Source organism: Streptomyces pactum (genome assembly GCF_016031615.1).
GTDB classification, from domain to species: Bacteria; Actinomycetota; Actinomycetes; order Streptomycetales; family Streptomycetaceae; genus Streptomyces; species Streptomyces pactus.
In genome coordinates, this window is sequence record NZ_JACYXC010000001.1 from 483,532 (window position 1) to 506,930 (window position 23,399).

The window sequence follows — 23,399 nt, forward strand, 5'->3', positions numbered from 1 at the left end:
TTCACCGGTCCTCACCGGCGGTACACCGTGCCCGCGCTCCCCGGCCCCCCACCCGCAGGAGACGCACATGACCACGGAACCCCCGCCCCGCAGCAGGCGCGCCGTGCTGCGGGCCACCGCGCTCGCCGGTCTCGGCGCCGCCGGGGCGCAGTTGGCCGGGCCGGCCCCGGCCGCCGCCGCACCGGCCGCGGAACGGGCCCCGCGGAGCGCGGACGCCGACGGCGGTTACCTCGTCGGCCGGGGACTGGCGGACGTCACCGGCGAGGTGGCCGAGGTCGGCATGATGGGCTACGGCCGGTTCGACCAGCAGGCCGCGGGGCTGCACACCCGGCTGCGCGCCCGGGCGTTCGCCGTGGTGGACCGGGCCGGTGGCGGGCGGGTGGTGATCGTGGTCGCCGACGCGCCGATGATCTTCTCCAGCGTCCACCAGGCCGTGCTGCGGCGGCTCGCCGACCGGTACGGCGACCTGTACACCGAGCGGAACGTGCTGATCACCGCCACCCACACGCACGCCGGACCGGGCGGCCACGCGCACCACTTCCTCTACAACACCACCACCTTCGGGTTCCACCGCGCGACCTTCGAGGCGCTCGCCGACGGGATCACCGAGGCGGTCGTGCGCGCCCACGAGGACCTGGCCCCGTCCGAACTGGTGCTGACCCGCGCCGAGCTGACGGACGCGAGCGTCAACCGTTCGCGGGCCGCCTTCGACCGCAACCCCGAGGACGTCAAGCGGTACTTCCCCGGCGCCATCGACCCGCTGAGCACGGTGCTGCGCGTGGAGCGCGGGGGCCGGGTGGTCGGCGCCGTCAACTGGTTCGCCACCCACGGCACCAGCATGTCCGGCGACAACCGCCTGATCAGCGCGGACAACAAGGGCTACGCGGCGTACCACTGGGAGCGGGAGGTGGCGGGGGTGGACTACCTCGCCGACGGCGCCCCGGCGTTCGTGGCCGCCTTCGCCCAGACCAACGCCGGTGACATGTCACCCAACCTGGACCTGGTGCCGCCGTCCACCCCCGAGGACTTCGACCGCACCCGGGAGTGCGGGCTCAAGCAGTACCGGGCCGCCGCCGAGCAGCTGCGGCAGCCGGGCACCCGGCTGACCGGCGGGGTGGACGCGCGGCTGGTCCACATCGACCTGTCCGGCGTCACGGTCGGCCCGGAGTTCACCGGCGACGGCCGCGTCCACACCACCTCCACCCCGTGCATCGGGGCCGCCATGGCGGCCGGCAGCATGGAGGACGGGCCCGCCTTCCCCGGCTTCCAGGAGGGCGAGAACCCGTTCTGGGACCTGATCTCGGACTCCCTGGTCTACACCGTCTCGCCCGGGCTGAAGGCGGCCCAGGCGCCCAAGGACGTCTTCGTGCCCATCGGCGAGCTGAACCGGGTGTACCCCTGGGTGCAGGAACGCTTCCCCGTCCAGCTGGTCCGCGTCGGCCGGCTCCACCTCATCGGCATCCCGGGCGAGGTCACCATCGCCGCCGGGCTGCGGCTGCGCCGTACCGTCGCCCGGATCGCCGGGGTGGCGCTGGACGACGTCCTGGTCGCCGGGTACGCCAACGCCTACTTCCACTACGTCACCACCCCCGAGGAGTACGACGCCCAGCACTACGAGGGCGGCAGCACCCTCTTCGGCCGCTGGCAGCTGCCGGCGCTCCAGCAGACCGTCGCCGCGCTCGCCACCTCGCTGCGGGACGGCACCCCGCTGCCGGCCGGGGCGCCCGCGCCGGACCTGTCGGGCCGGCAGCTCACCCTGCAGCCGGGCGTGGTGCTGGACGCGCCGCCGCCGCTGCGGTCCTTCGGGGACGTCCTGGCGCAGCCGCGCGAGACCTACCGGGCCGGGGAGCGGGCCGAGGCGGTCTTCGCGGGCGCCCACCCGGGCAACGACCTGCACCGCGGCGGCAGTTACCTGGAGGTCCAGTGCCAGGACGGCGACGGCTGGCGCACCGTGGCCGACGACGGTGACTGGTCCACCCGCTTCCACTGGCGGCGGGACGGGATCGCCGCCTCCCGGGTCACGGTGACATGGGACATCCCGGCCGGGGTGCCGGCGGGCCACTACCGCATCCGCTACCACGGCGACGCCAAGGGCGTGACCGGCCGGATCACCCCGTTCACCGGGACCACCCGCGCCTTCGCCGTCCGCTGAGCGCCCGCCGCGCCCGGCCGCCGCCCCGGGCCCGTACCGCGGCCCGGTACCCACCCGTCCCCGCACCCCCGGCCCGGGCACCCGTCCGCGCCCGGCCGCGCGGGCCCGGCCCGCCGGGCGGTTCCGGCCGTCGGCCCCGCCTCGCCCCCGGGCGACGGGCCGGGGGCGAGGCCGCCCGGGTCGCCACCGCGCTCCCCGGTGTGCCGCGCCGTCCCCCGCGCCACCGGGTCCGCCGTGGGCCCCGGCCCGGGCCGCGGTCAGGCGGGGGCGTCGCCGCGCAGCACCGGTCCGAGGGCCCGCAGCACCTCCGGGTCCTCGATGGTGGACGGCGCGGGTTCGTCGCGGCCCTCGGCGATGGCGCGCATCGTCTTGCGCAGGATCTTCCCCGACCGGGTCTTGGGCAGCGCGTCCACCACCGACACCTGCCGGAACGCGGCGACCGGCCCGATCTCCCGGCGCACCGCCTCGATCAGCTCGGCGCGGAGCGTGGCCTCGTCGACATCGGCGCCCGCCTTGAGCACCACCAGGCCGCGCGGCAGCTGGCCCTTGAGGGTGTCCCGTACGCCGATGACGGCGCATTCGGCGACGGCCGGGTGGGCGGCGAGGACGGCCTCCATCACCCCGGTGGACAGCCGGTGCCCGGCCACGTTGATCACGTCGTCGGTGCGGCCCATCACGAACAGGTAGCCGTCCTCGTCGAGGTGACCGGAGTCCCCGGTCAGGTAGTACCCCTCGTAGCGGGAGAGGTACGCCTCGCGGTAGCGGTCGTCGTCCTGCCAGAGGGTGGGCAGCGTGCCGGGCGGCAGCGGCAGTCCGATGGCGATGGCGCCCTCGGTGCCGGGCGGGACCGGCTTGCCGTCCGGGTCCAGGACGCGCACGTCGTAACCGGGCACCGGGACGGTCGCGGAGCCCGGCTTGGCCGGCAGCGGTTCCAGGCCGCGCGGGTTGGCCGCGATCGGCCAGCCGGTCTCGGTCTGCCACCAGTGGTCCACCACCGGGACGCCGAGCCGGTCGTGAGCCCAGTGGTAGGTCTCGGGGTCCAGCCGCTCGCCGGCCAGGAAGAGGGTGCGGAACGACGACAGGTCGTGGCCGGCGGTCAGTTCGGCGCGCGGGTCCAGCCGCTTGATGGCGCGCAGCGCGGTCGGCGCGGTGAACAGCGCCTTGACCCGGTGCTCGGCGATGACCCGCCAGAAGGCGCCGGCGTCCGGGGTGCCGACCGGTTTCCCCTCGTAGAGGACGGTGGTGGCGCCGACCAGGAGCGGGCCGTAGACGATGTAGGAGTGGCCGACGACCCAGCCGACGTCGGAGGCGGTCCACCACACGTCGCCGGGCCCGATGTCGTAGACGGCGCCCATCGACCAGGCCAGTGCGACGGCGTGGCCGCCGGTGTCCCGGACCACGCCCTTGGGCCGGCCGGTGGTGCCGGAGGTGTAGAGGATGTACAGCGGGTCGGTGGCGGCGACCGGTACCGGCCCGGCCGGTTCGGCGCCGGCCAGCAGCTGGTGCCAGTCCCGGTCGCGGGGGCCCAGCTCCGCGCGGGCGGTCTCGCGCTGCAGCACCACGACGGTCTCCGGCCGGTGGGTGGTGGTCTCCAGGGCGGCGTCGACGATCGGCTTGTACTCCACCACCCGGGAGGGTTCGACGCCGCAGGAGGCGGCGATCACCACGCGGGGGCGGGCGTCGTCGATGCGGGCGGCCAGTTCCCTGGGGGCGAAGCCGCCGAACACCACCGAGTGCACCGCCCCGATCCGGGCGCAGGCCAGCATGGCGACCACCGCCTCGGGGACCATCGGCATGTAGATCACCACCCGGTCGCCCCTGCCGACCCCCAGACCGCGCAGCGCGCCGGCGCAGCGGGCCACCTCGTCGCGCAACTCCCGGAAGCTGTACCGGCGTCCGTCGCCGGTGACCGGGGAGTCCCAGATCAGCGCGGTCCGCTCGCCGTGGCCCGCGGCGATGTGCCGGTCCAGCGCGTTGTACGAGGTGTTCAGCTCACCGTCGGGGAACCAGCGGTACAGCGGTGCCCGGGCGGCGTCCAGGGCGCGGGTCGGCTTCCGGGTCCAGTCGATGGCCTCGGCCGCCTCCAGCCAGAACCCCTCGGGGTCGGTCAGGCTGCGCCGGTAGGTGTCGGCATACGCTCCCATGTCGGGCCTTTCGTGATCGGGGTGGCGGGCGCCGCGGCCGTCCCGCCGCGTCGCTCATGCCCGCTCCACTCCCCCGCCGGCCCGTCCGGCACACCCGGCGCCGGGGCGCCCGTGGCACGCGAGGCGGCCACCGGCGCCCGGCCGGGGTGTATCAGGGGACCTCGGGGAGTTCCAGGTCCGGGGTGGGGACGTCGATGTCCGGCGTCGGCACCGACGGCAGATCGGTGGGCACGCCGCTCTCCTTGAGCTGCTCCTCCACGATCTCCTTGACGATGCGCTCCCGCTCCTTCTCGTCCAGGCCGTTGCAAGCGCTGGGGTTCTCCTTGGACGCCGAGGCGCCCTCCTTCATCCGTTCGGCAACGGCCTTCTTGCAGGCCGCCGGGTCCGAGCTGTCGGAGTCGTCGCTGCAGGCGCCGAGTGACAGCACGAGCGCCGCGGCTATCGCGGCGATGGGCAGGGCACGCATGGTTTCCCCCTGTGTTGCGGTGTGCGGTGTGCGGGCGAACTGTATCGGTTATCGCACCTGACGTGCCGCCGGCCGGTTCCCGCCCGGCCGGGCCGGCCCCTCGGGGGACGTTGCTCGTACACCCGAAGTGGCCCATGGCGCCCGCGACTCACCGTGTCATCACTCCATCGAGCTACCGGTCGGGGCATCAGCACCGCCGGCCCGGGCCACCGGCATAAGGTGCCGTCACCCGTGAACGGTCCAGTCGTCGCGCCCCTCCCGGGCGGGGCAGGACGCGGCCTGCTCCGGCCGCGCCCCTTCCGGGACGGGGCCCCGGGACATCCGCCGCGGGCCGGGGCCACACCGGACGGAACCCGCCCCGGAGCCTGCGCCGGCACGCCGGCCGCGGCGGGACCCGGTGCCCAGCGCCCCCGCGTACGTCATGGACGTTCAGCCTTCGCCAAGGGAGCTGCCATGAACGCCAGCGCCACCCCCGCACCCGAGCCCGTCTCCCCCGCGCCCTCGCCCGGCCTCGCATCGGATGCCGCGCCCCCCGCCCGGCCCGGCGCCGGATGCCGCGCCTCCCGCGGCCCAGGGCCGCACCGGACTCCCCGCGCCGGACTCCGCCGCCCACCGGGCTCCGGGTTCCGAAGGCGCCGCGAGCCGGCGCCGCTTCCTGACCGCCGCCGGCGCCGCCGGGGCCGCCGCACTCACCGCCGGCCCGGCCGCCGCCGCGGTGCGCGCCCCCGGCCGGCGGCGGGCCGCCGCCCGCACCGTCGCCGTGTTCGGCGGCGGGGTCGCCGGCCTGACCGCCGCGCACGAACTGGCCGAGCGCGGCTACCGGGTCACCGTGTACGAGCGGAAGCCCACCGGACTCGGCGGCAAGGCGCGCAGCATGGACGTCCCCGGCACCGGGACCGGCGGTCGGCGACCGCTCCCCGGGGAGCACGGGTTCCGGTTCTTCCCCGGCTTCTACCTCAACCTTCCGGAGACCCTCAGCCGCATCCCGTTCCCGGGCAACCGCAACGGCTGCAAGGACAACCTGGTCGATGCCACGGAGGAGCTGGTCGTCCGCACCGGGGGCCGGCCGGACCTGCGCTTCCCGTTCCGCACGCTCGACGCCCCGCCGGTTGTGATCACCCCGGAGGCGCTGCTGGACATCCTGACCGGGCTGCTCGACACGGCCGCGCGGCTGCCGGCCACCGAGGTGGCGTACTTCGCCGAACGGCTGCTGGTCTACCTCACCAGCTGCGAGCGGCGGCGGACGGAGGAGTGGGAACGGACCCGGTGGTGGGAGTACATCCGGGCGGACCGGATGTCGTCGGACTACCAGCGGCTGCTGGCGATCGGGCTGACCCGCAACATCGTGGCCACCAAGGCGGAGGAGGCCAGCGCGCACACCGTGGCGCACGTCTTCGAGGCGTTCGTCTTCAACCTGCTGGGCCGCGGCAACGACGGGCAGCCGGACCGGGTGCTCAACGCGCCCACCAACGAGGCGTGGATCGACCCCTGGCTGAGCCATCTGCGGACGCTGGGGGTGGAGTTCGTGACCGGTGCGCCGCTGACCCGGCTGGAGTACCGGGACGGGGAGATCACCGGGGCGCTCGTCGGTGGTCCCGGCGCGAGCCGTACGGTCACCGCCGACCACTACCTCAGCGCCATGCCGGTGGAGCACGCCCGGCCCACCTGGACGCCGGAGCTGCGGGCGGCGGACCCCCAGCTGGACCGGTGCTCGGCGCTGCGCACCGACTGGATGACCGGGATCCAGTTCTACCTGCGGGAGCCGCTGCCGATCGTCCACGGGCACGTCAACCACGTGGACTCGCCCTGGTCGATCACCTCCATCAGCCAGGCGCAGATGTGGCCGGGGCGCGACATGACCGCCGACTACGGGGACGGCACGGTCGCCGACTGCCTCTCCACCATCGTCTCGGAGTGGGACGAGCCCGGCATCCTGTACGGCAGGACGGCCAAGGAGTGCACCAAGGAGGAGGTGGTCAGGGAGGTCTGGGCGCAGATGAAGGCCGGGCTCCACGACCGTGGCCGGCCGGTGCTCCGCGACGAGCTGGTCCACTCGTGGTTCATGGACCCGGCGGTGGACGGGATCGGCGGGCCGAACCCCACCAACGACGAACAGCTCCTGATCCACCCGGCCGGCACGCTGCACCACCGCCCCACCTCCCGCACCGCCGTCGGCAACTTCTTCCTCGCGGGCGACTACGTGCGCAACGACATGGACCTGGCCACCATGGAGGGCGCGAACGAGACCGGGCGGCAGGCGGTCAACGCACTGCTGGACGCGGACGGTTCGAGCGCCGAACGCTGCCGCGTCCAAACCCTCCACCAGCCGCCGGAGCTCGCGCGGCTGAAGCGGACCGACGAGGCGCGCTTCAACCTGGGGCTGCGCAACCTCTTCGACGTGGGGTAGCCCGCTCCCGCCGCGGGCGAGCGTCCGCGGCGCCGGCCGGTGCCGCCCGGTGTGCGGTGGCCGGTCATCGCACACCGGGCACGGCGGGAGGGGCGCCGGCAGGGGGACAGGGAGCGCCAGGGACGGCTGCCGCCGGGCACGGGAAGGCCGGTGCGGAGGGAGCGGATGCGGGCGGGCGAGGGCACCGGCACGGGGTACCGGCGCGGGGGCCGCGAGGAAGGGTCCGGGCGGGGGGGTGCCGGGCGGAGGGTCCGGGTGGGGGTGCCGGGCCGGGGACCGCCACCGGTCCGGCACCACGCCGCCGCGGATACGGCCGGAAAGAGTCTCCCCGCCGGCGGCCCCCGGCCGGTTGAGTGAGGCGCTCCTCACCACTCCTTCACCCCATCTCACGACGGGAGACACATCCGTGATGCGCATGCGCACAGCAGGGCTCGTCCTTCTGGCTCCGGCGGCCTGGCTGGCGCTGGCCGCCTCGCCGGCCGCGGCGGCCCCCGGCGAGGTACAGACGGTCTGCGCCAGCACCCTGACCCCCAGCGGATGGGTGGACGTGAGCTGGGGCAACAGCATCTCGTGCGGCAGTACCACCGCTCCGAACATCAAGCAGATCAAGCAGCTGACCGGGCTGCCGGTGGGCACGACGGTCAACGCGTGCGCGTCCACCTACCAGCCCGCGGGCTGGGTGCAGGTCAGCACGTACTACAGCAGCAGCTGCCGCTACTCCGTCGTCCCCAGCCTGGAGCCCAACGCCTGGACGCTCAAGCGCGTGTCGTGACCCGGCGGCCGGCAGCCCGGTGACCGGGCCGTCGGCCACCGGGCTGCCGGTCACCGGCCGGGCGGGGCGTGGCCGGCCCCGCCCGGCCGGTCCGCGTGCTGCTGCCGCCCGCGGTTACCGCGCCTCCCGCGGTTCCGTCCCGGTCAGCTGGTACAGCTCCGGCACGGAGACCTTGATCGGTTCCTGGGTGGTGCGCGCGATCACCACCACCACGGGCTCCTCCGGGTCCGGGTTCTCCTCGCGGTGCGGGACGAACGGGGGGACGTACACGAAGTCGCCGGGCCCGGCCTCGATCCGCACCTCCCGCTCACCGTCGTGGTAGACGAACACGGGGTGGCCGCTGACCACGTAGACCCCGGCCTCGGAGTCGCCGTGGTGGTGGTTGTCCGTGGAGCTGGCCGGCGGGTTCTCCACCATGCCCATCCAGAGTTTGCGGGAGCCGACCATGCCGCCGCTGATGGCGGCGTAGCCGTCGAGTTCCCCGGACCGGACGTGGCGGACGCGGTTGACCGGCAGCTCCTGGCCTCCGGTCTCCGGCGCGGACCCGGAACCATGGGGTGCGTGCGTGGTCATGGTGTGGCCTCCTGATCGTCTCGATGGCCTTGCGGTGCGCACCAGGCTGCGGCCGGGGTGGCCGGGACGACAACTGTTGTTGCTGGTACGGCAACTCGCCCGGCGGGTCCGCCCCCGGCGGGTCGCCCTCGCCCTGCCACCCGGGCCCCTCGTCCCGCCCGGCCGCCCGACCCGACCGGTGAGGCACCCCGGGCGCGGCGGCGGCTCCGGCACGGGGCCGGCCCCCGGCGAAGGGACTGTGATGCCGGGGCCGCGACCGGCGGTGCCCGGACGCGGGCGGCCCGGGGTCCGGCGGCCCGCCCGGGGGCGTGACGGGCGGTGCGGGGGTGGTCGCCGGTCCGGGTGATCCGCTCCGTACAGTGAGGGCCATGTCCGAGGACTCGCCGCTGATCCAGAGTTTGCGTACGGCCGTCGCCGCCGCGCCCGGTGATGTGCCGTTGCGGCTGCACCTGGCGGAACTCCTGCTCAACGAGGGGCGGCCCGACGCGGCCGTCGCGGAGGTGGCCGTCGCCCTCCAGCAGGCGCCCGGCGACGCCGCGGCTCGGGAGCTGATGGGCCGTCTGATGGCCCCGCCGCAGCCGGCCGGGTCCTCCGCCCCGGTGGCCGGAACCGGTCCCGCCGGAGCGCCGCCCGCCCCGGCCGCAACCCACCCCCGCCGGCACCACGCCGGTGGCCGGAACCACGCCCACCGAAACCCGTCCCACCGAAGCCGCCCACGCCCGCACGGCCCCCCACCGCCCCCGCCGCACCGCCGCCCGCCGGACCGCCGCCCGCCGGACCGGCCGGGGGCCACGGCGGACCCGGCGGCCACCCCGGCCACGGCCCCCACGGGGACGGGCACGTCCGGGGCGGCCACGGCGACGGCAACGTCCAGGACGGGCCCGGCGGCCGGGCCGGCTTCGACTGGCGGGCGGCCGAGGAGCAGGTCGGCGACGTGGTCCCGCCGCGGTTCGTGGCGTCCGCGCCGGCCGCCGACGACAGCGGCGAGGCCGCCGGTGCCGCCGTGTGGGACGTGGCCGCGCCGGGTGCCGTACGGCTGGCGGACGTCGGCGGCATGCAGGAGGTCAAGGACCGGCTGGAGGCGGCCTTCCTGGCCCCCCTGCGCAACCCGGAACTGCGCAGGCTGTACGGCAAGAGCCTGCGCGGCGGGCTGCTGCTGTACGGGCCTCCCGGCTGCGGCAAGACCTTCATCGCCCGGGCCGTCGCCGGCGAACTGGGCGCGAACTTCCTGTCGGTGTCGGTCAACGACGTCCTCGACATGTGGATCGGCAACTCCGAACGGAACATGCACGAGGTCTTCGCCACCGCGCGCCGGACCGCGCCCTGCGTGGTCTTCCTCGACGAGTTGGACGCCCTGGGCGGCAAGCGCAGCCGGAACCAGAGCAGCGGCATGCGCAACACCGTCAACCAGCTGCTGATCGAGCTGGACGGGATCGACTCGGCGGCCAACGAGGGCGTCTTCGTGCTGGCCGCCACCAATGTGCCCTGGGAGGTGGACCTCGCGCTGCGCCGGCCCGGCCGGCTGGACCGCACCCTCCTCGTGCTGCCGCCCGACGCGCCCGCGCGCGAGGCGATCCTCCGCTACCACCTGCGCGACCGGCCCATCGAGAACGTCGACCTGGGCCGGCTCGCGAAGGCCACCGACGGCCTGTCAGGCGCCGACCTGGCCCATGTGTGCGAGTCCGCGGCGGAGATGGCGCTGCTCGACTCGGCACGTTCCGGCAGCGTCCGCATGATCGGCATGAAGGACCTGCTGGCCGCCGCGAAGACCGTCGTGCCGTCCACCGAGCCCTGGTTCGCCGCCGCCCGCAACGTGGCCATGTTCGCCAACGAGGGCGGCGCCTACGACGACCTGGTGGCCTATCTCAGGAAGAAGCGCAAGCTGTGACAACGGTGGACACGGTCGTGGAGCGGGCGCACGCGCTCATCGACCTCAAGCGGTACGACGAGGCCGCGGCGCTGCTCGGGCAGCACCTGGCCGGGCAGCCGGACCACCTCCGCGGCTGGACCGCGCTGGCCCGCTGCCACTTCAACGCCAGGCGGTACAAGGAGGCGCTCGACGCGGCCGACACCGCGCTCCGGCTCGACCCGGAGAACCGCCAGGCGCTCATGCTGCGCGGCCGCTCGCTGCGCCATGTGGGCGGGCGGTTCGAGGAGGCCGAGGAGACCCTCCGCGCACTGGTGCGGCTCTCCCCCGACGACTGGTACGGCTACACGATCCTCGCCGACCTGCTGTGCCGGATGCGCCTGGTCCGCCACGGCCAGGCCAACGGGGGCCGGATCGACCCGGCGGCGGTGAAGGACCTGCTGCGGGAGCCCGCCGACATCGCCGGGGAGGCGATACGCCTGGCCCCCGAGGAGGTCCACGCCTACGAGGTGGCGTGGATGATCGCGGACCTGGCGGGCGAGCGGGCGGTCGCCGACACACTGGACCGGTCCATCCTGCGGCTGGCGCCCGATCACCCGGAGGCGCTGGCGCGGCAGGCGAAGAGGGCGGCGCAGGCGCCCGGGGTGAAGCCCGCCCGGGCGGCCGACCTGTACGCCGAGGCGCTCGCCGCCGCCCCGGACGACGCCGGGCTCCGGCGCGACCTGGACCGGGCCACCTACCGGCTGCTGCGCGGCGTGCGCTGGCTGGCGCTGATCTGCGTGGCGGCCGCGGGGGTCATGCTCGACCTGTTCGCCGTGGAGGGGGAGGAGCAGCGGGAACTCCCGGTGTCCCTGGGCCAGCGGCTGTGGGCGCTCGTCCCCATGGCGGCGCTGTGGGCGTTCGGCGCCTGGCGGCGTTACCGCCGGCTGCGTACCGGCGTCCGGCTCAACGTGTGGTCCCTGGTGCGCCGCGGCCGGTGGGCGCGGGTGGTCCTGGCGCAGGCGGCCTGGGCCGTGCTCTGCGCGCTGCTGATCTCCCAGGTGCCCTGGTCCGAACGCACCGTGCCCCAGGTCCTGTTCTGGGCCGGGATCGCGCCCACCCTGGCCACGGTCTGGTTCGACCGGAGGAAGTCCGGCTGACCGACCCGCAGGACGGCGAGGGTGGCGGGGGTGGCCGTCGTGAGCCCCCGCCGCCCCGGTCGCCCTACGCGTCCCGCGTCAGCCGTTCTCGGGCAGGTCGCGCTCGGCCGGGGCGGGCGCCGCGAGCCCGCGGGCCGCGGGCTGCTTGCCGCAGAAGGCCGCCTCCAGGCTGCCGCCGAGCGCGGTGTTGGCCGCTCCGCGGTTGGAGGTGTTGGCCATCGCCGACAGGCTGCGCCTGCCGTCCCGGGTGGTGAACGCGTAGGTGTAGTAGCCCTGGACGGTGCCGGTGTGCCCGTACACCGAGGTGCCGCAGGACAGGTCGTAGCGGCGCAGGCCGAGTCCGTAGAAACGGGTGCCGGTGGTGTCGGTCGGGCTCATGGTGAGCATGGCGTCCATCAGGTGGGGCGGGAGCAGCCGGCCGCCGAGCAGGGCGGACATGAAGGTGTTCAGGTCCTTCTCGTCGGAGATCATCGCCCCCGCCGCCTGTGCCCAGGACAGCGTCTGCTCGGTGGAGTCCACCAGCGGCGCCCCGGCCTCGTCGGGGTGGAGGTAGCCGCGGATGTGCCGCCCCTCGATCGCCGTGTCGGGGTGGACGTAGGAGGTGTTCCGCAGCCCCAGGGGCTTGATGACGCGGCGTTGGTACTCCGTGGCCACCGACCGGCCGGTGGTCTTCTCGATGAGCATGCCGACGATGACGAAGTTGGTGTTCGAGTACCGGTACGCGGCCCCCGGCTCGGTGGTCCGCGGCTCGCTCAGCGAGAGGTCCACCAGCTCCTGGTGGCTGAAGACCCGGTTGCGGACGGCCTCGAAGCCGGGGACGGTCCGCTCGAACATGGCGTTGGTGTAGTCGGCGAGCCCGCTGCGGTGCGTCAGCAGGTGGCGCACGGTGATCCGGTCGTCGGGGAGCAGCCCGGGCAGGTACCGGTTGACCGGCTCGTCCAGGTCGATCCGCCCCTCGGCCACCAGCTGCAGCAGCACGACGGCGGAGAAGGTCTTGGTGACACTGCCGATCCGGAAGCGGGCGCGCGGGTCCATCGGTGCGCCGGTGGTCCGGTCCCGTACCCCCTCGGCGCGGACGCGGACCCCGTCGGGGCCGGTGTAGCGGGCCATGGCGCCGGGTGCGCCGGCGGCCAGGGTGTTACGCAGGGCCTGGGACACCCCGTCCAGGTCGGGGGCCGTCCCGGTGGTGGCCGGGGCCGTCCGGGCGGCGGGCGCGGCGGTGGACGCGGCATCCGTGGCGAGCGCCGGCGGCGCCGCGACCGCGACGGTCAGCAGAGCCGCACCGAGCATGACGGTGCGGTGGGTGGTCAGGAACACAGATCTCCTCGTGTGAGGGGTGGTTGGCGGCCATCCGGGAAGATCGCCGCCCCTTCGAGGGGGAGCCTACTCACCGCCGGCGACCGGAACGGCCGCGGCGGCCGGCAGCGGCGCGGGCCGGTGACGGCGCGGTGGCGACCGGCGGGTGAGCGCGGAATACGGCCGGTTACGGGCCGGGAAACCGGGGGGCGTGACGGGCGGCGCGGGGGGCGGTGGGTGCCGGGCCGCGCCGGTCGGTGGGGCCCGGTTGCGGGACGAGGGTGGGAGTGGGGGCCGAGGGCTGAGGGCCGGCGCGTCGGGCGAGGCCCGGTCGTGGGCGGGGGCGACGCGTCGGGCGGCTGTGGACGTGCGCGCCGCCGGGGACGCCCTGGCGGTGCCCCCTGGAAACCGGGGAGCCGGTGCCGGGCGGGGGCGCCGCCACGGCCGATACCCGGGCCGGTCACCCGGGCGGGCGCGGCCGGGGGGCGGACCGGGGCGGACCGGCATAGCCTGGGAGCTCCCCAGGGGGTTCGTCCGGGAGGTGTGCCATGCGCCCCGTCTGGTCCGGCGCCGTCAGCTTCGGCCTGGTCACGATCCCGATCAAGGTGTTCCCGGCCACCGAGGACCACGCGATCAGCTTCCGGCAGTACCACACCGCCGACCAGGGCCGGATCCGGTACCGCAAGGTGTGCGAGCTGGAGGACAAGGAGCTGGCCCCGGAGGAGATCGGGCGCGCCTACGACGCCGGGGGCGGCACCCTGGTACCGGTCTCCGACCAGGACCTGGACCGGCTGCCGCTGCCGACCGCCAAGGCGATCGAGGTGTCGGCGTTCGTGGACGCCGACCGTATCGATCCGCTGCGGTTCGGGCGCCCCTACTTCCTCCAGGCCGCCGGTGACCTCGCGGCCAAGCCGTACGTGCTGCTGCGGGAGGCGCTCAAGCGCACGGACCGGATCGCGCTCACCAAGTACGCCTGGCACAACCGGGAGCGGCTCGGCGCGCTCCGGGTGGTCGGAGACACCATCGTCCTCCAGGCCATGCACTGGCCCGACGAGATCCGTTCCGCCGAGGGGCTGGCCCCCGGGGAGCGGGTGGACGTCTCCGATGCCGAGGTGGACGAGGCGCTGGCGCTGATGGAGGCCATCGGCGGCACGGACCTGTCCGCGTACCGGGACCGGTACCGCGAGGCGCTGGAGGCCGTCATCCAGGCCAAGGCCGAGGGCAAGGAGCCGCCTGTGGCGGAGGCCGAGGAGGCACCGGCGGGCCAGGTCGTCGATCTCATGGCCGCCCTGCGGAACAGCGTGCGCGCCGCGCAGGAACGCCGCGGCGAACCGGGAGAGGCCGATGTGCACGAGCTGGCGGACCGCCCGGCGAAGAAGACCGGGTCCCGGAAGGCCGGCGGGAGCGGGAAGCCGGCGGCGAAGAAGGCCCCGCGGAAGCGGGCCGCCTCCTGACGACGGCCGGCCACGGAGCCGGCCGAGGGACTTCGGCCCCGGGCCCGGGGCGCTGGGCATGGGGGCAAGGGGGCAGCACGAGGCAAGTGGGCCTGGACCGCTGGGGCCGCGGTACGGGCGCGGGCGTACCGTGCGGGCGCGGGCCGGCCTGCGGTGGTGCGGGGGTCGTGCCCACCGCCGCGGGCGGGGCCGGCCGGGGCGGGGCCGGCCGGTCCTGGTCGGCCCCGCCCCGGTGACCCTCCGTATCGCGCTGCCGTGGTGTGGGCGGGCCTGCACGCGTTCCGTGCGGCCTCGCCTACACGGCCGCCCCGCCGGTGCCGGGCATGGCCCGTGGCTACGGGCGGTCGCTCACGGGCGAGCCGGCGGATCCCGGGCCGCGCATGTCGCACCGGCCGGCTCCCGCTCTTCGTCGCCCCCGGCCATCCGTCCGTACGCGCGTGGCCGCACCGGCGAGACCATGGGCGGCTGGACGCACGGGGCCGTGGGCGAGCCTGTAGGCACGTGGGCATGGTCGACTTGCACGCGTGGTCGTGAGGGAGCCTGTAGGCACGCGGCCGCGGGCGGGCCCGCCGGTGGCCCGTTCGACCGGTGGTCCGGTGGTCCGGTGGTCCGATGACACGGGAGCCGGCCCGCCGGCACCACCGGGCCGGTGGCCACCGGCCCGGTTCGGGGGTCCAGCTCCGCGGGCCCGGCCCGTGTCGCGTTCGCGTGTCACGGGTCGGAGAGACGCCGTACGGACTGTCACGGGTCGGAGAGACGCCGTACGGACCGGTTGCCGCCGGTGCCCGTGCCCGCGACGGGCACCTCGGGGCAGGCCGGCAGGCGCCCGGGCCCGGCCGCGGCGCCGTTCACTCCTCGAAGACCGCGAGCGCGTCGAAACCGATGTCCCGCAAGGTCCGCCGTACCGGGCGCCGCGCCCCGTGGACGGTCAGCGCCACGGGGTCCGGCCGCCGGGAGACCGCCCGCAGGAGGGCGTAGCCGCACGCCAGGTCCATATGGGTGACCGCACGGAGGTCCACGGCCCACTCGGTGGCGTCGCTCATCGGTGGCGCGGCGAGCCGTTCCTCCAGCTCCTGCAGGTGGTCCGCCGAGATGTCCCCGGTCAGGGTCAGCTCGGCGCGCCGGGCGCCGACCGCGGTGACCGCCACGGCCGGCCGGTCCGACGCGGAGGCGGGATGTTCCACTGCCACGGCGTCCTCCTCCGCATCCGGTGGTTCTCCGCTGCCCTTCCATGGTCGCCCCGTCCACCCCGATCGCGCGCACCAGGGCGCGCCGACACCGCGGGGCCGCGGTCCCGCGCCGGACCCGGCCCGGGGGTGCGAGGTGCCGCCCGCCGGGACGACCCGGCTCCGCGCGGCGCCGCTGGGCGGACCGGTCGCGGTCGGCACGGCACCGGCAACGGCGGGCCCCGGAGGCCGGTCGTCGGAGGCGGTGCGTGGTGCCGGGGCCGGCGGGCCCCGCGGGTCGGCGGCGCCCGCCCGGGGGTCAGGGGGTCACCCGGTGTGGTCGTCGTCCTCGTCGGGACGGCCCTGCGGCGTGCCGGCCTCCTCGGCCGGCGAACCGCTGTCCGGCCGCCGCCGTTCCCGCTCCTCCCGGAGCCGGTCCGGGTGCAGGACGGTGTCGTCGGTCTTGCTGCTCTTCCCGCGGTTCTCCTCGGGGACGGTCATGGGAACGCTCCTCTCGGCTGCCGTTTCGCGCGTCGGGTACCCCGCACGCCGGCGTCGATTCCCCGCCGCCCGGACCGGCCCGGGACACTCCGCCCGGGCGGTGGCCGTGGGCGGTGTCCTCGCGCCGCACCGGGCCGTGCGACGTCGTGCGTGTACGGCGGAGGGTCCCGCGGCCGACCACCCCGGCCACCGGCGGCCACCACGATCACCGACGGTCGCCGTCGGCGGGCGCCCCGTCGTCGGGCCGGGAACCGCGCAGGGCCGCTCCGTCGTCCGGAGGTGCAACGGACACCCGGGTCCGGCGCGGCGCGGACCGTACAACCGGTGGAGGAGGATGCTGTGCGGGGATGGATGGCATGGGCGGTCGCGGTGGCCGTCGGTGCGGCGGTACTGACCGGCTGCGACAGTTCCTCGGACGACTCGCCCGGTACGGCCGGCCCGTCGGAGAGCGGCCGGCCCGCCACGGGCGGCGAGGCCCAGCGGAAGCCGACCTCGTCCGAGCTGGACTTCACCTGGTTCCCGGACGGTGGCGGCGTCCACTCCCTGGGCATCCGGCACGGCGAGGCCCTGATGCCGACCGTGAACCAGTGCGACGGCACCGTCACCTTCGGCGCCGAGGTGGTCATCTCCTTCCCCTGCGGCACCGAGCGGGCCCGGGGCACGATGCTCGTCAATCCCTCGGGTGACAAGCTCACCATCAGCTGGGGCGGCGGCGTCACCGACACCTTCGTCAAGCGGCCGGACCTCACGGTGCCCGACCCGACCCTCACCGGTGTGCCCGACCTGGAGGACCTGGACCGGCAGCTGAAGGAACTGGAGGACCTCGTCGGCAGCACCAGCGGCCTCGGCGGCTGAGCCACCGTCACCGGGCCGCGAGGCGGCGGGTGTCCGGCACACCGGGCGCGACGGCTCCGGCGGATCCGGCCGGCCTCACCGGTTCCCCGTTCCCACCCGTCCCACCTGCCTCAGCGTCCCGTGGACGGGACGGGCCGGCTCCCGTGGGCGGGACGGGCCGGCTCCCGTGGACGGGACGGGCCGGCTCCCGTGGACGGGACGGGCCGGTTCCCGTAGGCGGGACGGGCCGGTTCACGTGGGCGGGCGTGCGGGCCCGGCCGGGCCGGGCGCGGCGGAGCGGCGCACGGGCCCGCCGCGGAGGTCCCCCGGGCCCCCGGCCGCCGGGCCGTCACGGAACCACCGGCGCGCCGGGCCGCCACCGGGCCACCACCCCATCGGGTCGCCCGTCACGCGGGATCCGGAGGTGTCGGGAGATGTCCCGCGGCGGGGTGGGGAGCGGCCGGTGGCCACGGCGGTGCCGGGTGCGGCCCGCGGACATCCCGGTGTCCGCGCCGGTCCGGCCGGAGTTTCCCCCGGAACCCTCGTCCGGGTCCTCCCGGGGTGTCCGGCCGGCCGTGCCGAGCGTCGCCGGGCCGGCACCGCCCGGCCGGACACCCCCCGTGGCGTCTGTCGCGGACGCCCTCCCCTGCCACCCGACCGGCCGGGAGACGGCGGCCGGCGGGGGCGTTGCCGGGACGGACCCACTCAGGGGGAGGCGGTCCCTCCCGGCACATTCATGATCCACCGGGCCGGGAGCGGCGCCCCAGGGCCGGACGTCCCGCCGGCAGGGCCGAAGGTCCCTGCCGGGCCGCGGCGGGCCGGCGGGCACGGCCCCGGCGGCGTCCCCCGGGCGTTACGCCCAGCCGCCGGACCGGTGGACGCACTCGGCCGATCCGATCAGCGTCGCACCCGCCGCACCCCCGTCCATAGGGCCGAAAGTCCCTGCTGACCTGGGCCGACGGGGCATTGCGGGCCGGTGCCATACTGACCCGCCGCACCGGTAGGACGCCGGTCGCGGCACCTGTCCGCATCCGCGGTCGCAGGTGCCTGACGCACCATCATCCGTCGTCCGCGCGCACCGCGCGGGCACCGAGGAGACCCGGCCATGAGCACCCCGCACTCCGCCTCCGGCACGTTCGGACACCCCGGCGGCGCCGGCCGCAGCGGCGAGTACCACGCACTGCTGGCGCGGCACGACGCGATGCGGCTGCGCCGGATGCTGCTCGCCCCGGCACGGCCCGGCGGACCGGGCGGTCCCGGTGCCGCCGCGGGCCCGGGTGCGGCCGACGGGCCGGAGATCCCGGGCACCGCCGCGCAGGCGGTCATCCTCCGTGACCTGCCGCTGGTCACACCGTTCGACGCCCTCATCGGCGACCTGTACGACGCCATGTTCGAGCGTCATCCGTATCTGCGGTCCCTGTTCCCGGACTCCATGGAGTTCCAGCGCCGCCACCTGGCCGAAATGTTCGGCTATCTGATCGAGCATCTGGACCGGCCCGACGAGATCGAGGCCACCTGCGCCCGGCTCGGCCGCGACCACCGCAAGCTGGGGGTGCGGCCCGCCCACTACCAGACGTTCGAGGTGGCGCTCCGGGAGGCGCTGCGCCGCCGCGCCGGCGCCCACTGGACCGAGGAACTGGATTGGGCCTGGGTGGAGATGCTGCGGTTCGCCGTGCGCGCCATGGTGGCGGGCGCGGACGCGGCCCTCACCGAACCCCCGTACTGGCACGCCGACGTGACCGGCCACGACCGCCGGGGCCCGGACCTCGCGGTGCTGCGGGTCCGCCCCCGGGAGCCGTACCCGTTCCGGGCGGGCCAGCACGGGGCGGTGGAGTCCCCCCTGCTGCCGCACAGCTGGCGCCAGTACTCCTTCGCCTGTGCCCCCGACCCCGCCGGAGAGGTGGAGTTCCATGTCCGGGCGGTCGGTCCCGGCGGGGTCAGCGAGGCGCTGGTGGCACACACCCGGGTCGGTGACACCCTCCGGCTGGGCCCGGCGCACGGCGGGATGACCCTGGACGAGGAGTTCCCCGGTGACCTGCTGCTGGTGGCCGGCGGCACCGGCTGGGCGACGGCCAAGTCGCTGCTCCAGGAACTGGCCGCCCGCCGCCCGGCGCCGCCCGGGGTGCACCTGTTCCTCGGCGCCCGCGAGGAGGCCGGTCCGTACGACGGTGACGCGGTCGCCGAGCTGGCCCGCCGGCCCTGGCTCCGGGTGCACCGGACGGTCGGCCCGGGGGTCTCGCCGGTACAGGAGCTGGAGCGTCACGGCGACTGGTCCGGTCACCTCGCCTACGTCAGCGGGCCGCCCGGGATGGTCGCCGCCGCCGTCGCCGAACTCACCGCGCTCGGGGTGCCGGCCGACCGGATCCGCCACGACCCGCTGCCGCTCACCTCCGGCGCGCTGCCCGGGCCGGCCGCCCCGGTCCCGGCCACCGCGCACTGACGCCGCACACCGGCGCCGCCGTGCACCGGCGCCGTGGACCGACGCCGCGCGCCGGTGCCGCGCCGGGCCCGCGGTACGCGGTGCGGCGCCGGCCGGTCGCCGGTGCTACGCGGCCGTCACCCGGAAGGTCTCCAGGGACGGGTCCGCCGCGTCGGGGACGAGCATGCCCGCCGCCACCCCGCTGCGCAGGTAGTCCACCACGGCCGGGGTGACGACCTCGCCGGGGGCGACGACCGGGACACCCGGCGGATACGGGCTGATCATCTCCGCGGCGATCCGGCCGGCCGCCTTGTCCGCCGGGACGTGCTCGACGGCGGCGAAGAAGGCGTCACGGGGCAGCATGGCCTGTTCCAGTTCCAGTTCCCCCGCCGCGGGGAGCCGGACCTCCGGCCGCCGACCGAGGGAGTCGGCCCGCTCGACGAGCCGGCGCAGGGAGTCGATGAGCACCCGTTCGGTGTGGTCGTCGTCGGCGTGGGTGAGCTGGGCGCTGACGCGGCAGGCGTCGGAGGAGCCGATGTCCACGTGGCAGTGGGTGCGCAGCCACTCGGCCGCCTGCATGCCGCTGATTCCCAGCCCCCGTACGTCGATGGTGACCTTCAGCGGGTCCAGTTCCGCGGTCAGCCCCTCACGCACCACCTCGGGGCCGAGGAGGTCCAGTCCGGGCAGCGCCCCCAGCGCCTCGCGGACGCGGGCGGAGCGGCGCAGCGCCACGTCCAGCAGGTCGTGCCCCTGCTCGACCATCTGGCGCCGCCAGCCGTCCAGGGTGGCGTACACCAGGGAGGAGGCGCTGGTGGTGCCCAGCAGGTCCTCCCGCTGCTTGAGGACCTCGGGCGAGACCCGGTCGCCCTGGAGATGGAAGACGGAACTCTGTTCGATGGCGCCGCCCATCTTGTGGACGCTGGTGACGACCAGGTCGGCGTCGGCGTCCATCCCCCAGGACGGGAGGTCGGGGTGGAACGGCAGGTGCGCTCCCCACGCCTCATCGACGATCAGCGGGACGTCCCGGTCGTGGCAGACCCGTGCGACGCCCCGGATGTCGGCGCAGGAGCCCCAGTCGGTGGGGGTGATGAGCAGCATGCCCTTGGCGTCCGGATGGGCGTCCAGGGCGCGTCGCACGTTGTCGGGCTCGGGCGGGTGGGCGAGGTGCCGCTCGGGGTCGAACCGGGGGTGCACCCACACCGGCTGGACGCCGTTGACGATCACCGCGCCGACCACGGACTTGTGCGAGTTGCGGGAGATGAGGAGCTTCTCCCCCGGTCCCGCCACCGCCAGCATCGCGGCCCGTACCGAGAGCGAACTGCCGCAGGTGGAGAAGAACGCCCGGTCCGCGCCGACCGCGTCCGCCATCAGCTCCTCGGCCCGGCTGATCACCCCCTGCGACTGGCGCCGGTCGTCCAGCCCGTTGAGGGAGAGCACGTCGGAGGCGAACACCCCCTCGCCCACGATCTCCACCACCCGGGGATCGGCGCCCCGCCCCTGCTTGTGCCCCGGCGGTCCGTAGACGACGTCCCCGCGCCGCCGGAATGCCTCCAGTGCTTCGAGAACAGGCACTCGGGAGTGGTCCATCGGCTGTCTCCTTGCTCGTCGGTGCGTGCCGTCACGGGTGCCCGGACGGAACCGGCCGGCGCGGGCCCGGACCGGGCCCGCGCCGGATGCGTGGGCGTTCGCCGGGGCCGGTCAGGGGCCCGGCTCCGGCTCCCGGGGGTCGAGGGGGGCCGGTGTGCCGGGGTCCTGGGCGGGTCCGGGGTGCGGCGGGTACGGAGGGACCGGATACGGGCCGGGGTCGGGTCCCGGGTCGGGGCGGGGGGTCCGGTCCGGGCGGGGGGGCTCGTCCGGGTCGGGCGAGGGCTCGTCCGGGTCGGGCGAGGGCTCGTCCGGGTCGAGGGTCCGGCCGCGGCCCGCCGGGTCCGGAACGCGGGGTGGGGCCGGGCTCGTCCGGTCCGGGGGGCGCGGCGGATGGTGCGGGACCGTGGGGTGCCGGGCGGCGGTGCGGTTCGGTCACGGGGCTCCTCCTCCGTCTCCGATGGGCCGGTGGCGGGCGTTCCGCCGTGGCCGCGGGCCCGCCGTGCGGTGTACCGCGGCCGTGCCGTGGGCCCGCCGGCCCGGGGCCGGCCCTCGCCGCCGGGGCCGGCGGGCGGCCCGGAAGGCCGGCGCCGGTGCGGTCCGGGGCCGTCCCGCGTCCAGGAGCAGGGCCTGTGACAGGCATGCCGCACGGACCGCCGTCCGCTCCGCACGTGCATCCCCTGTACCCGGATATTCCGTTTCCTCACGGTCGGCCCGGCCGCCTTCCTCCCCGATGACAGCCGGGGCGGGCCGCCGCCCACTGCCGGGAGCACCGGCTCGCCGCCCCCGGCCCCGGCGCCCCGCCCTGGGGCCGTCGGCTCCCCGCCCGGTGGCCGCCGCCACGCCGCCCGTCCCCGCCGTCGCCCGAGCGGAACGCCGGGGGCGACCGGGACGACGGGGACGACACGTACGGACGGGGGCGACGCCTACGGACGGCGGGGGCCGGCCGCCGTCTCCCGGACCGGGCGGCCCCGCATGAGCAGGTGCGTACGGGGCAGTCGGTCCCCCTGAGACGGGAAGGACGCCATGACCATGACGAAACAGCCGGTCGAGCACATCGGGGAGGAAGACACCGCATGCTGCACGCACCACGGCGGACGCGGCCGCCGGCCGGGCACCGAGCAACCGGAAAGCGCGCGGGAACGGGTCAACCGCCGCTGGAACGAGCTGCTCCAGGAGACCCGGGTCGCGCAGACGGGTGTGCAGATCCTCTTCGGGTTCCTGCTCAGCGTGGCCTTCACCCCCATGTTCCGGAACCTGGAGACGTTCGACCGCGTGGTCTACGTCCTCACCGTGGTGCTGGGCGCGTCGGCCACCGGGTCGCTGATCGCCCCCGTCTCCCTCCACCGCTTCCTGTCCGGCCAGCGTCTGAAGGACGAGGTGGTGGAGACGGCGAGCCGGCTGATGATGTGCGGCATGGTGCTCCTCGCGCTCACCATCGGCTGCACGCTGCTGCTGATACTGCGGATCGTGGTGCCCGGCGTCCTTGCCGAGGTGCTCGTCGGCGGGGTGATGCTGTGGTTCGCCCTCTGCTGGTACGCACTGCCGCTGTGGCTGCGGCGCCGCGCCGCCCAGCGCGGCGGAGGCGGGGGCGCATGACACGCCGGTCCGCTGGCGTACCGGCCTGAGCCCTGCCGGTACGCCGACGCTCCTGCGGTACGCCATTCCCCGCCCGCAGGGCCTGCCTGCCGTCCACCCTCGCCCCTCACCGGCCGGCACCCGGCCCCCACGCCCGCCCCGCACCCACACCCGACCCGGCCCGCGGCGCCGGGTGAACTGCGGTGCGCAGCCGGGGACTTCGCGATGCCGCCCCCTCCACCGCCCGGCGGGAGGCGGCACGCGTCGCGGCGGCGCGCCCCAACGGCGGCACGGCGGCTGCACCTCGGCCCGATGAGGAGCCGGGCCGCCGCAGCCGGGCGAGGAAGGGGCGAAGTACCCCGACCGCGCACCTCGGCGCGGGGCAGCAGCACGGCCCACGACGCCGGCCCCGGGCACGGAGAACGGCACGACCCACGACGCCCGCCCAGGGCACGGAGAACGGCACGACCCGCCGCACCGCGCACCGTCGGCACACCACGCGGCCCGGAACCACCACGCGCCCCGGCGCGCGAGGCGGGGAGGGGGGCGCGGCGGGCCACGGCGCGCTGTGCGACGACGGAATCACGCCGAGTACGGACGGGCCGGTCCGGGGCCCTCCGCACTCCGGACGCGGACCGGCGCCACCGTGCCGGTCCCAGACACGACGGCCCTCTCCGGGAGAAAGTGCCCGGGACATGAACCACCGCACGGCCCGGGTTCCCGATTTCCGTGTGACCGGCGTCTCATCCACGTCGTCACATCACCCTCTCCACACCTTTCGGACACCTTCCGCTCACCTGCCGGAGGGGGCCGAAATATGCCGGGGGCGATCGAAGCGTAGGAGAGGATTCCGGGGACCGGTCACGCGCCGGACGCCGTTCCCGGGCCGTCCGCGCCGCAGTACAGACAGGGAGCCGCCAGTGATCCCGTGCCCGTCCGCGCAGTCCACGGCGATGGCAGCGCAGCACCGGGCCCTCCGGTCGAACGGCACCGCCCGCCCCCGGCACCCCCTGCCCGGTCACCGCGCGACGGTGCCCGGCCGCCACC

General features: G+C 75.9%; 15 protein-coding genes and 1 pseudogene. 9 read left to right on the forward strand and 7 right to left on the reverse strand.

The annotated features are described in order from the left end of the window. The first annotated feature begins 67 nt into the window (after positions 1-67). Positions 68-2,152: a neutral/alkaline ceramidase gene (locus IHE55_RS01920; RefSeq protein WP_197987419.1), complete on the forward strand. Its 2,085-nt coding sequence runs from the start codon at positions 68-70 to the stop codon at positions 2,150-2,152. A 257-nt stretch (positions 2,153-2,409) separates the two neighbouring features. Here IHE55_RS01920 and IHE55_RS01925 read toward each other — a convergent pair whose 3' ends face one another. Beyond that, a complete protein-coding gene (locus IHE55_RS01925) occupies positions 2,410-4,296 on the reverse strand; it encodes a propionyl-CoA synthetase (protein WP_197987420.1) in 1,887 nt (628 codons plus the stop codon). A gap of 151 nt (positions 4,297-4,447) precedes the next feature. Continuing rightward, the gene (locus IHE55_RS01930; protein ID WP_197987421.1) at positions 4,448-4,762 is read right to left on the reverse strand and encodes a hypothetical protein; all 315 of its coding nucleotides are present in this window, start codon (positions 4,760-4,762) and stop codon (positions 4,448-4,450) included. 655 nt (positions 4,763-5,417) lie between these two features. On the opposite strand from IHE55_RS01930, the gene IHE55_RS01935 reads away from it, so the two are divergent. Beyond that, on the forward strand, positions 5,418-7,169 hold the full coding sequence (locus IHE55_RS01935) for a hydroxysqualene dehydroxylase (RefSeq protein WP_232265793.1): 1,752 nt from the start codon (positions 5,418-5,420) through the stop codon (positions 7,167-7,169). Positions 7,170-7,584: 415 nt separating this feature from the next. Further along, positions 7,585-7,941, forward strand: coding sequence for a hypothetical protein (locus IHE55_RS01940; RefSeq protein WP_232265417.1), 357 nt, complete (start codon positions 7,585-7,587; stop codon positions 7,939-7,941). Positions 7,942-8,055: 114 nt separating this feature from the next. Here the strand turns inward: IHE55_RS01940 and IHE55_RS01945 are convergent, their stop codons facing one another. Further along, complete coding sequence (locus IHE55_RS01945; protein WP_197987424.1) at positions 8,056-8,514, reverse strand: cupin domain-containing protein; 459 nt, start codon at positions 8,512-8,514, stop codon at positions 8,056-8,058. A gap of 368 nt (positions 8,515-8,882) precedes the next feature. Here IHE55_RS01945 and IHE55_RS01955 point away from each other — a divergent pair. Next, positions 8,883-10,402 (forward strand): annotated as a pseudogene (locus IHE55_RS01955) (ATP-binding protein). Then, positions 10,399-11,520, forward strand: a complete 1,122-nt coding sequence (locus IHE55_RS01960; protein WP_307826465.1) for a tetratricopeptide repeat protein — start codon at positions 10,399-10,401, stop codon at positions 11,518-11,520. Before IHE55_RS01955 ends, IHE55_RS01960 begins: the two are co-directional and overlap by 4 nt. Before the next feature lie 78 nt (positions 11,521-11,598). Here IHE55_RS01960 and IHE55_RS01965 read toward each other — a convergent pair whose 3' ends face one another. Beyond that, positions 11,599-12,810 carry a serine hydrolase domain-containing protein gene (locus IHE55_RS01965; RefSeq protein ID WP_197991727.1) on the reverse strand — a complete coding sequence of 404 codons (1,212 nt, stop codon included), beginning with the start codon at positions 12,808-12,810 and terminating at the stop codon, positions 11,599-11,601. 554 nt (positions 12,811-13,364) lie between these two features. Here IHE55_RS01965 and ku point away from each other — a divergent pair. Beyond that, positions 13,365-14,270: a non-homologous end joining protein Ku gene (ku, locus tag IHE55_RS01970; RefSeq protein ID WP_197987425.1), complete on the forward strand. Its 906-nt coding sequence runs from the start codon at positions 13,365-13,367 to the stop codon at positions 14,268-14,270. 848 nt (positions 14,271-15,118) lie between these two features. Here ku and IHE55_RS30600 read toward each other — a convergent pair. Both IHE55_RS30600 and IHE55_RS01980 read right to left on the reverse strand, forming a co-directional pair. Beyond that, positions 15,119-15,460: an STAS domain-containing protein gene (locus tag IHE55_RS30600; RefSeq protein ID WP_197987426.1), complete on the reverse strand. Its 342-nt coding sequence runs from the start codon at positions 15,458-15,460 to the stop codon at positions 15,119-15,121. A 303-nt stretch (positions 15,461-15,763) separates the two neighbouring features. Continuing rightward, complete coding sequence (locus IHE55_RS01980; protein WP_197987427.1) at positions 15,764-15,937, reverse strand: hypothetical protein; 174 nt, start codon at positions 15,935-15,937, stop codon at positions 15,764-15,766. Between the two features lie 339 nt (positions 15,938-16,276). Between IHE55_RS01980 and IHE55_RS01985 the strand changes: the two genes are divergently transcribed. Both IHE55_RS01985 and IHE55_RS01990 read left to right on the forward strand, forming a co-directional pair. Beyond that, positions 16,277-16,792 carry a hypothetical protein gene (locus IHE55_RS01985; RefSeq protein WP_197987428.1) on the forward strand — a complete coding sequence of 172 codons (516 nt, stop codon included), beginning with the start codon at positions 16,277-16,279 and terminating at the stop codon, positions 16,790-16,792. 1,084 nt (positions 16,793-17,876) lie between these two features. Beyond that, positions 17,877-19,211: a globin domain-containing protein gene (locus IHE55_RS01990; RefSeq protein WP_197987429.1), complete on the forward strand. Its 1,335-nt coding sequence runs from the start codon at positions 17,877-17,879 to the stop codon at positions 19,209-19,211. A gap of 105 nt (positions 19,212-19,316) precedes the next feature. Here IHE55_RS01990 and IHE55_RS01995 read toward each other — a convergent pair whose 3' ends face one another. After that, a complete protein-coding gene (locus tag IHE55_RS01995) occupies positions 19,317-20,777 on the reverse strand; it encodes an aminotransferase class I/II-fold pyridoxal phosphate-dependent enzyme (protein ID WP_197987430.1) in 1,461 nt (486 codons plus the stop codon). Between the two features lie 1,023 nt (positions 20,778-21,800). On the opposite strand from IHE55_RS01995, the gene IHE55_RS02000 reads away from it, so the two are divergent. Next, positions 21,801-22,373, forward strand: coding sequence for a DUF6328 family protein (locus IHE55_RS02000; RefSeq protein ID WP_197987431.1), 573 nt, complete (start codon positions 21,801-21,803; stop codon positions 22,371-22,373). Positions 22,374-23,399: the final 1,026 nt, after the last annotated feature.

Excerpts from the sequence above, each read along its gene's own strand:
- IHE55_RS01920 (WP_197987419.1), top strand. The coding sequence starts at position 68 with ATGACCACGGAACCCCCGCCCCGCAGCAGGCGCGCCGTGCTGCGGGCC.
- IHE55_RS01925 (WP_197987420.1), bottom strand. The coding sequence starts at position 4,296 with ATGGGAGCGTATGCCGACACCTACCGGCGCAGCCTGACCGACCCCGAG.
- IHE55_RS01930 (WP_197987421.1), bottom strand. The coding sequence starts at position 4,762 with ATGCGTGCCCTGCCCATCGCCGCGATAGCCGCGGCGCTCGTGCTGTCA.
- IHE55_RS01940 (WP_232265417.1), top strand. The coding sequence starts at position 7,585 with ATGCGCACAGCAGGGCTCGTCCTTCTGGCTCCGGCGGCCTGGCTGGCG.
- IHE55_RS01945 (WP_197987424.1), bottom strand. The coding sequence starts at position 8,514 with ATGACCACGCACGCACCCCATGGTTCCGGGTCCGCGCCGGAGACCGGA.
- IHE55_RS01965 (WP_197991727.1), bottom strand. The coding sequence starts at position 12,810 with ATGCTCGGTGCGGCTCTGCTGACCGTCGCGGTCGCGGCGCCGCCGGCG.
- ku (WP_197987425.1), top strand. The coding sequence starts at position 13,365 with ATGCGCCCCGTCTGGTCCGGCGCCGTCAGCTTCGGCCTGGTCACGATC.
- IHE55_RS01980 (WP_197987427.1), bottom strand. The coding sequence starts at position 15,937 with ATGACCGTCCCCGAGGAGAACCGCGGGAAGAGCAGCAAGACCGACGAC.
- IHE55_RS01990 (WP_197987429.1), top strand. The coding sequence starts at position 17,877 with ATGAGCACCCCGCACTCCGCCTCCGGCACGTTCGGACACCCCGGCGGC.
- IHE55_RS01995 (WP_197987430.1), bottom strand. The coding sequence starts at position 20,777 with ATGGACCACTCCCGAGTGCCTGTTCTCGAAGCACTGGAGGCATTCCGG.
- IHE55_RS02000 (WP_197987431.1), top strand. The coding sequence starts at position 21,801 with ATGACCATGACGAAACAGCCGGTCGAGCACATCGGGGAGGAAGACACC.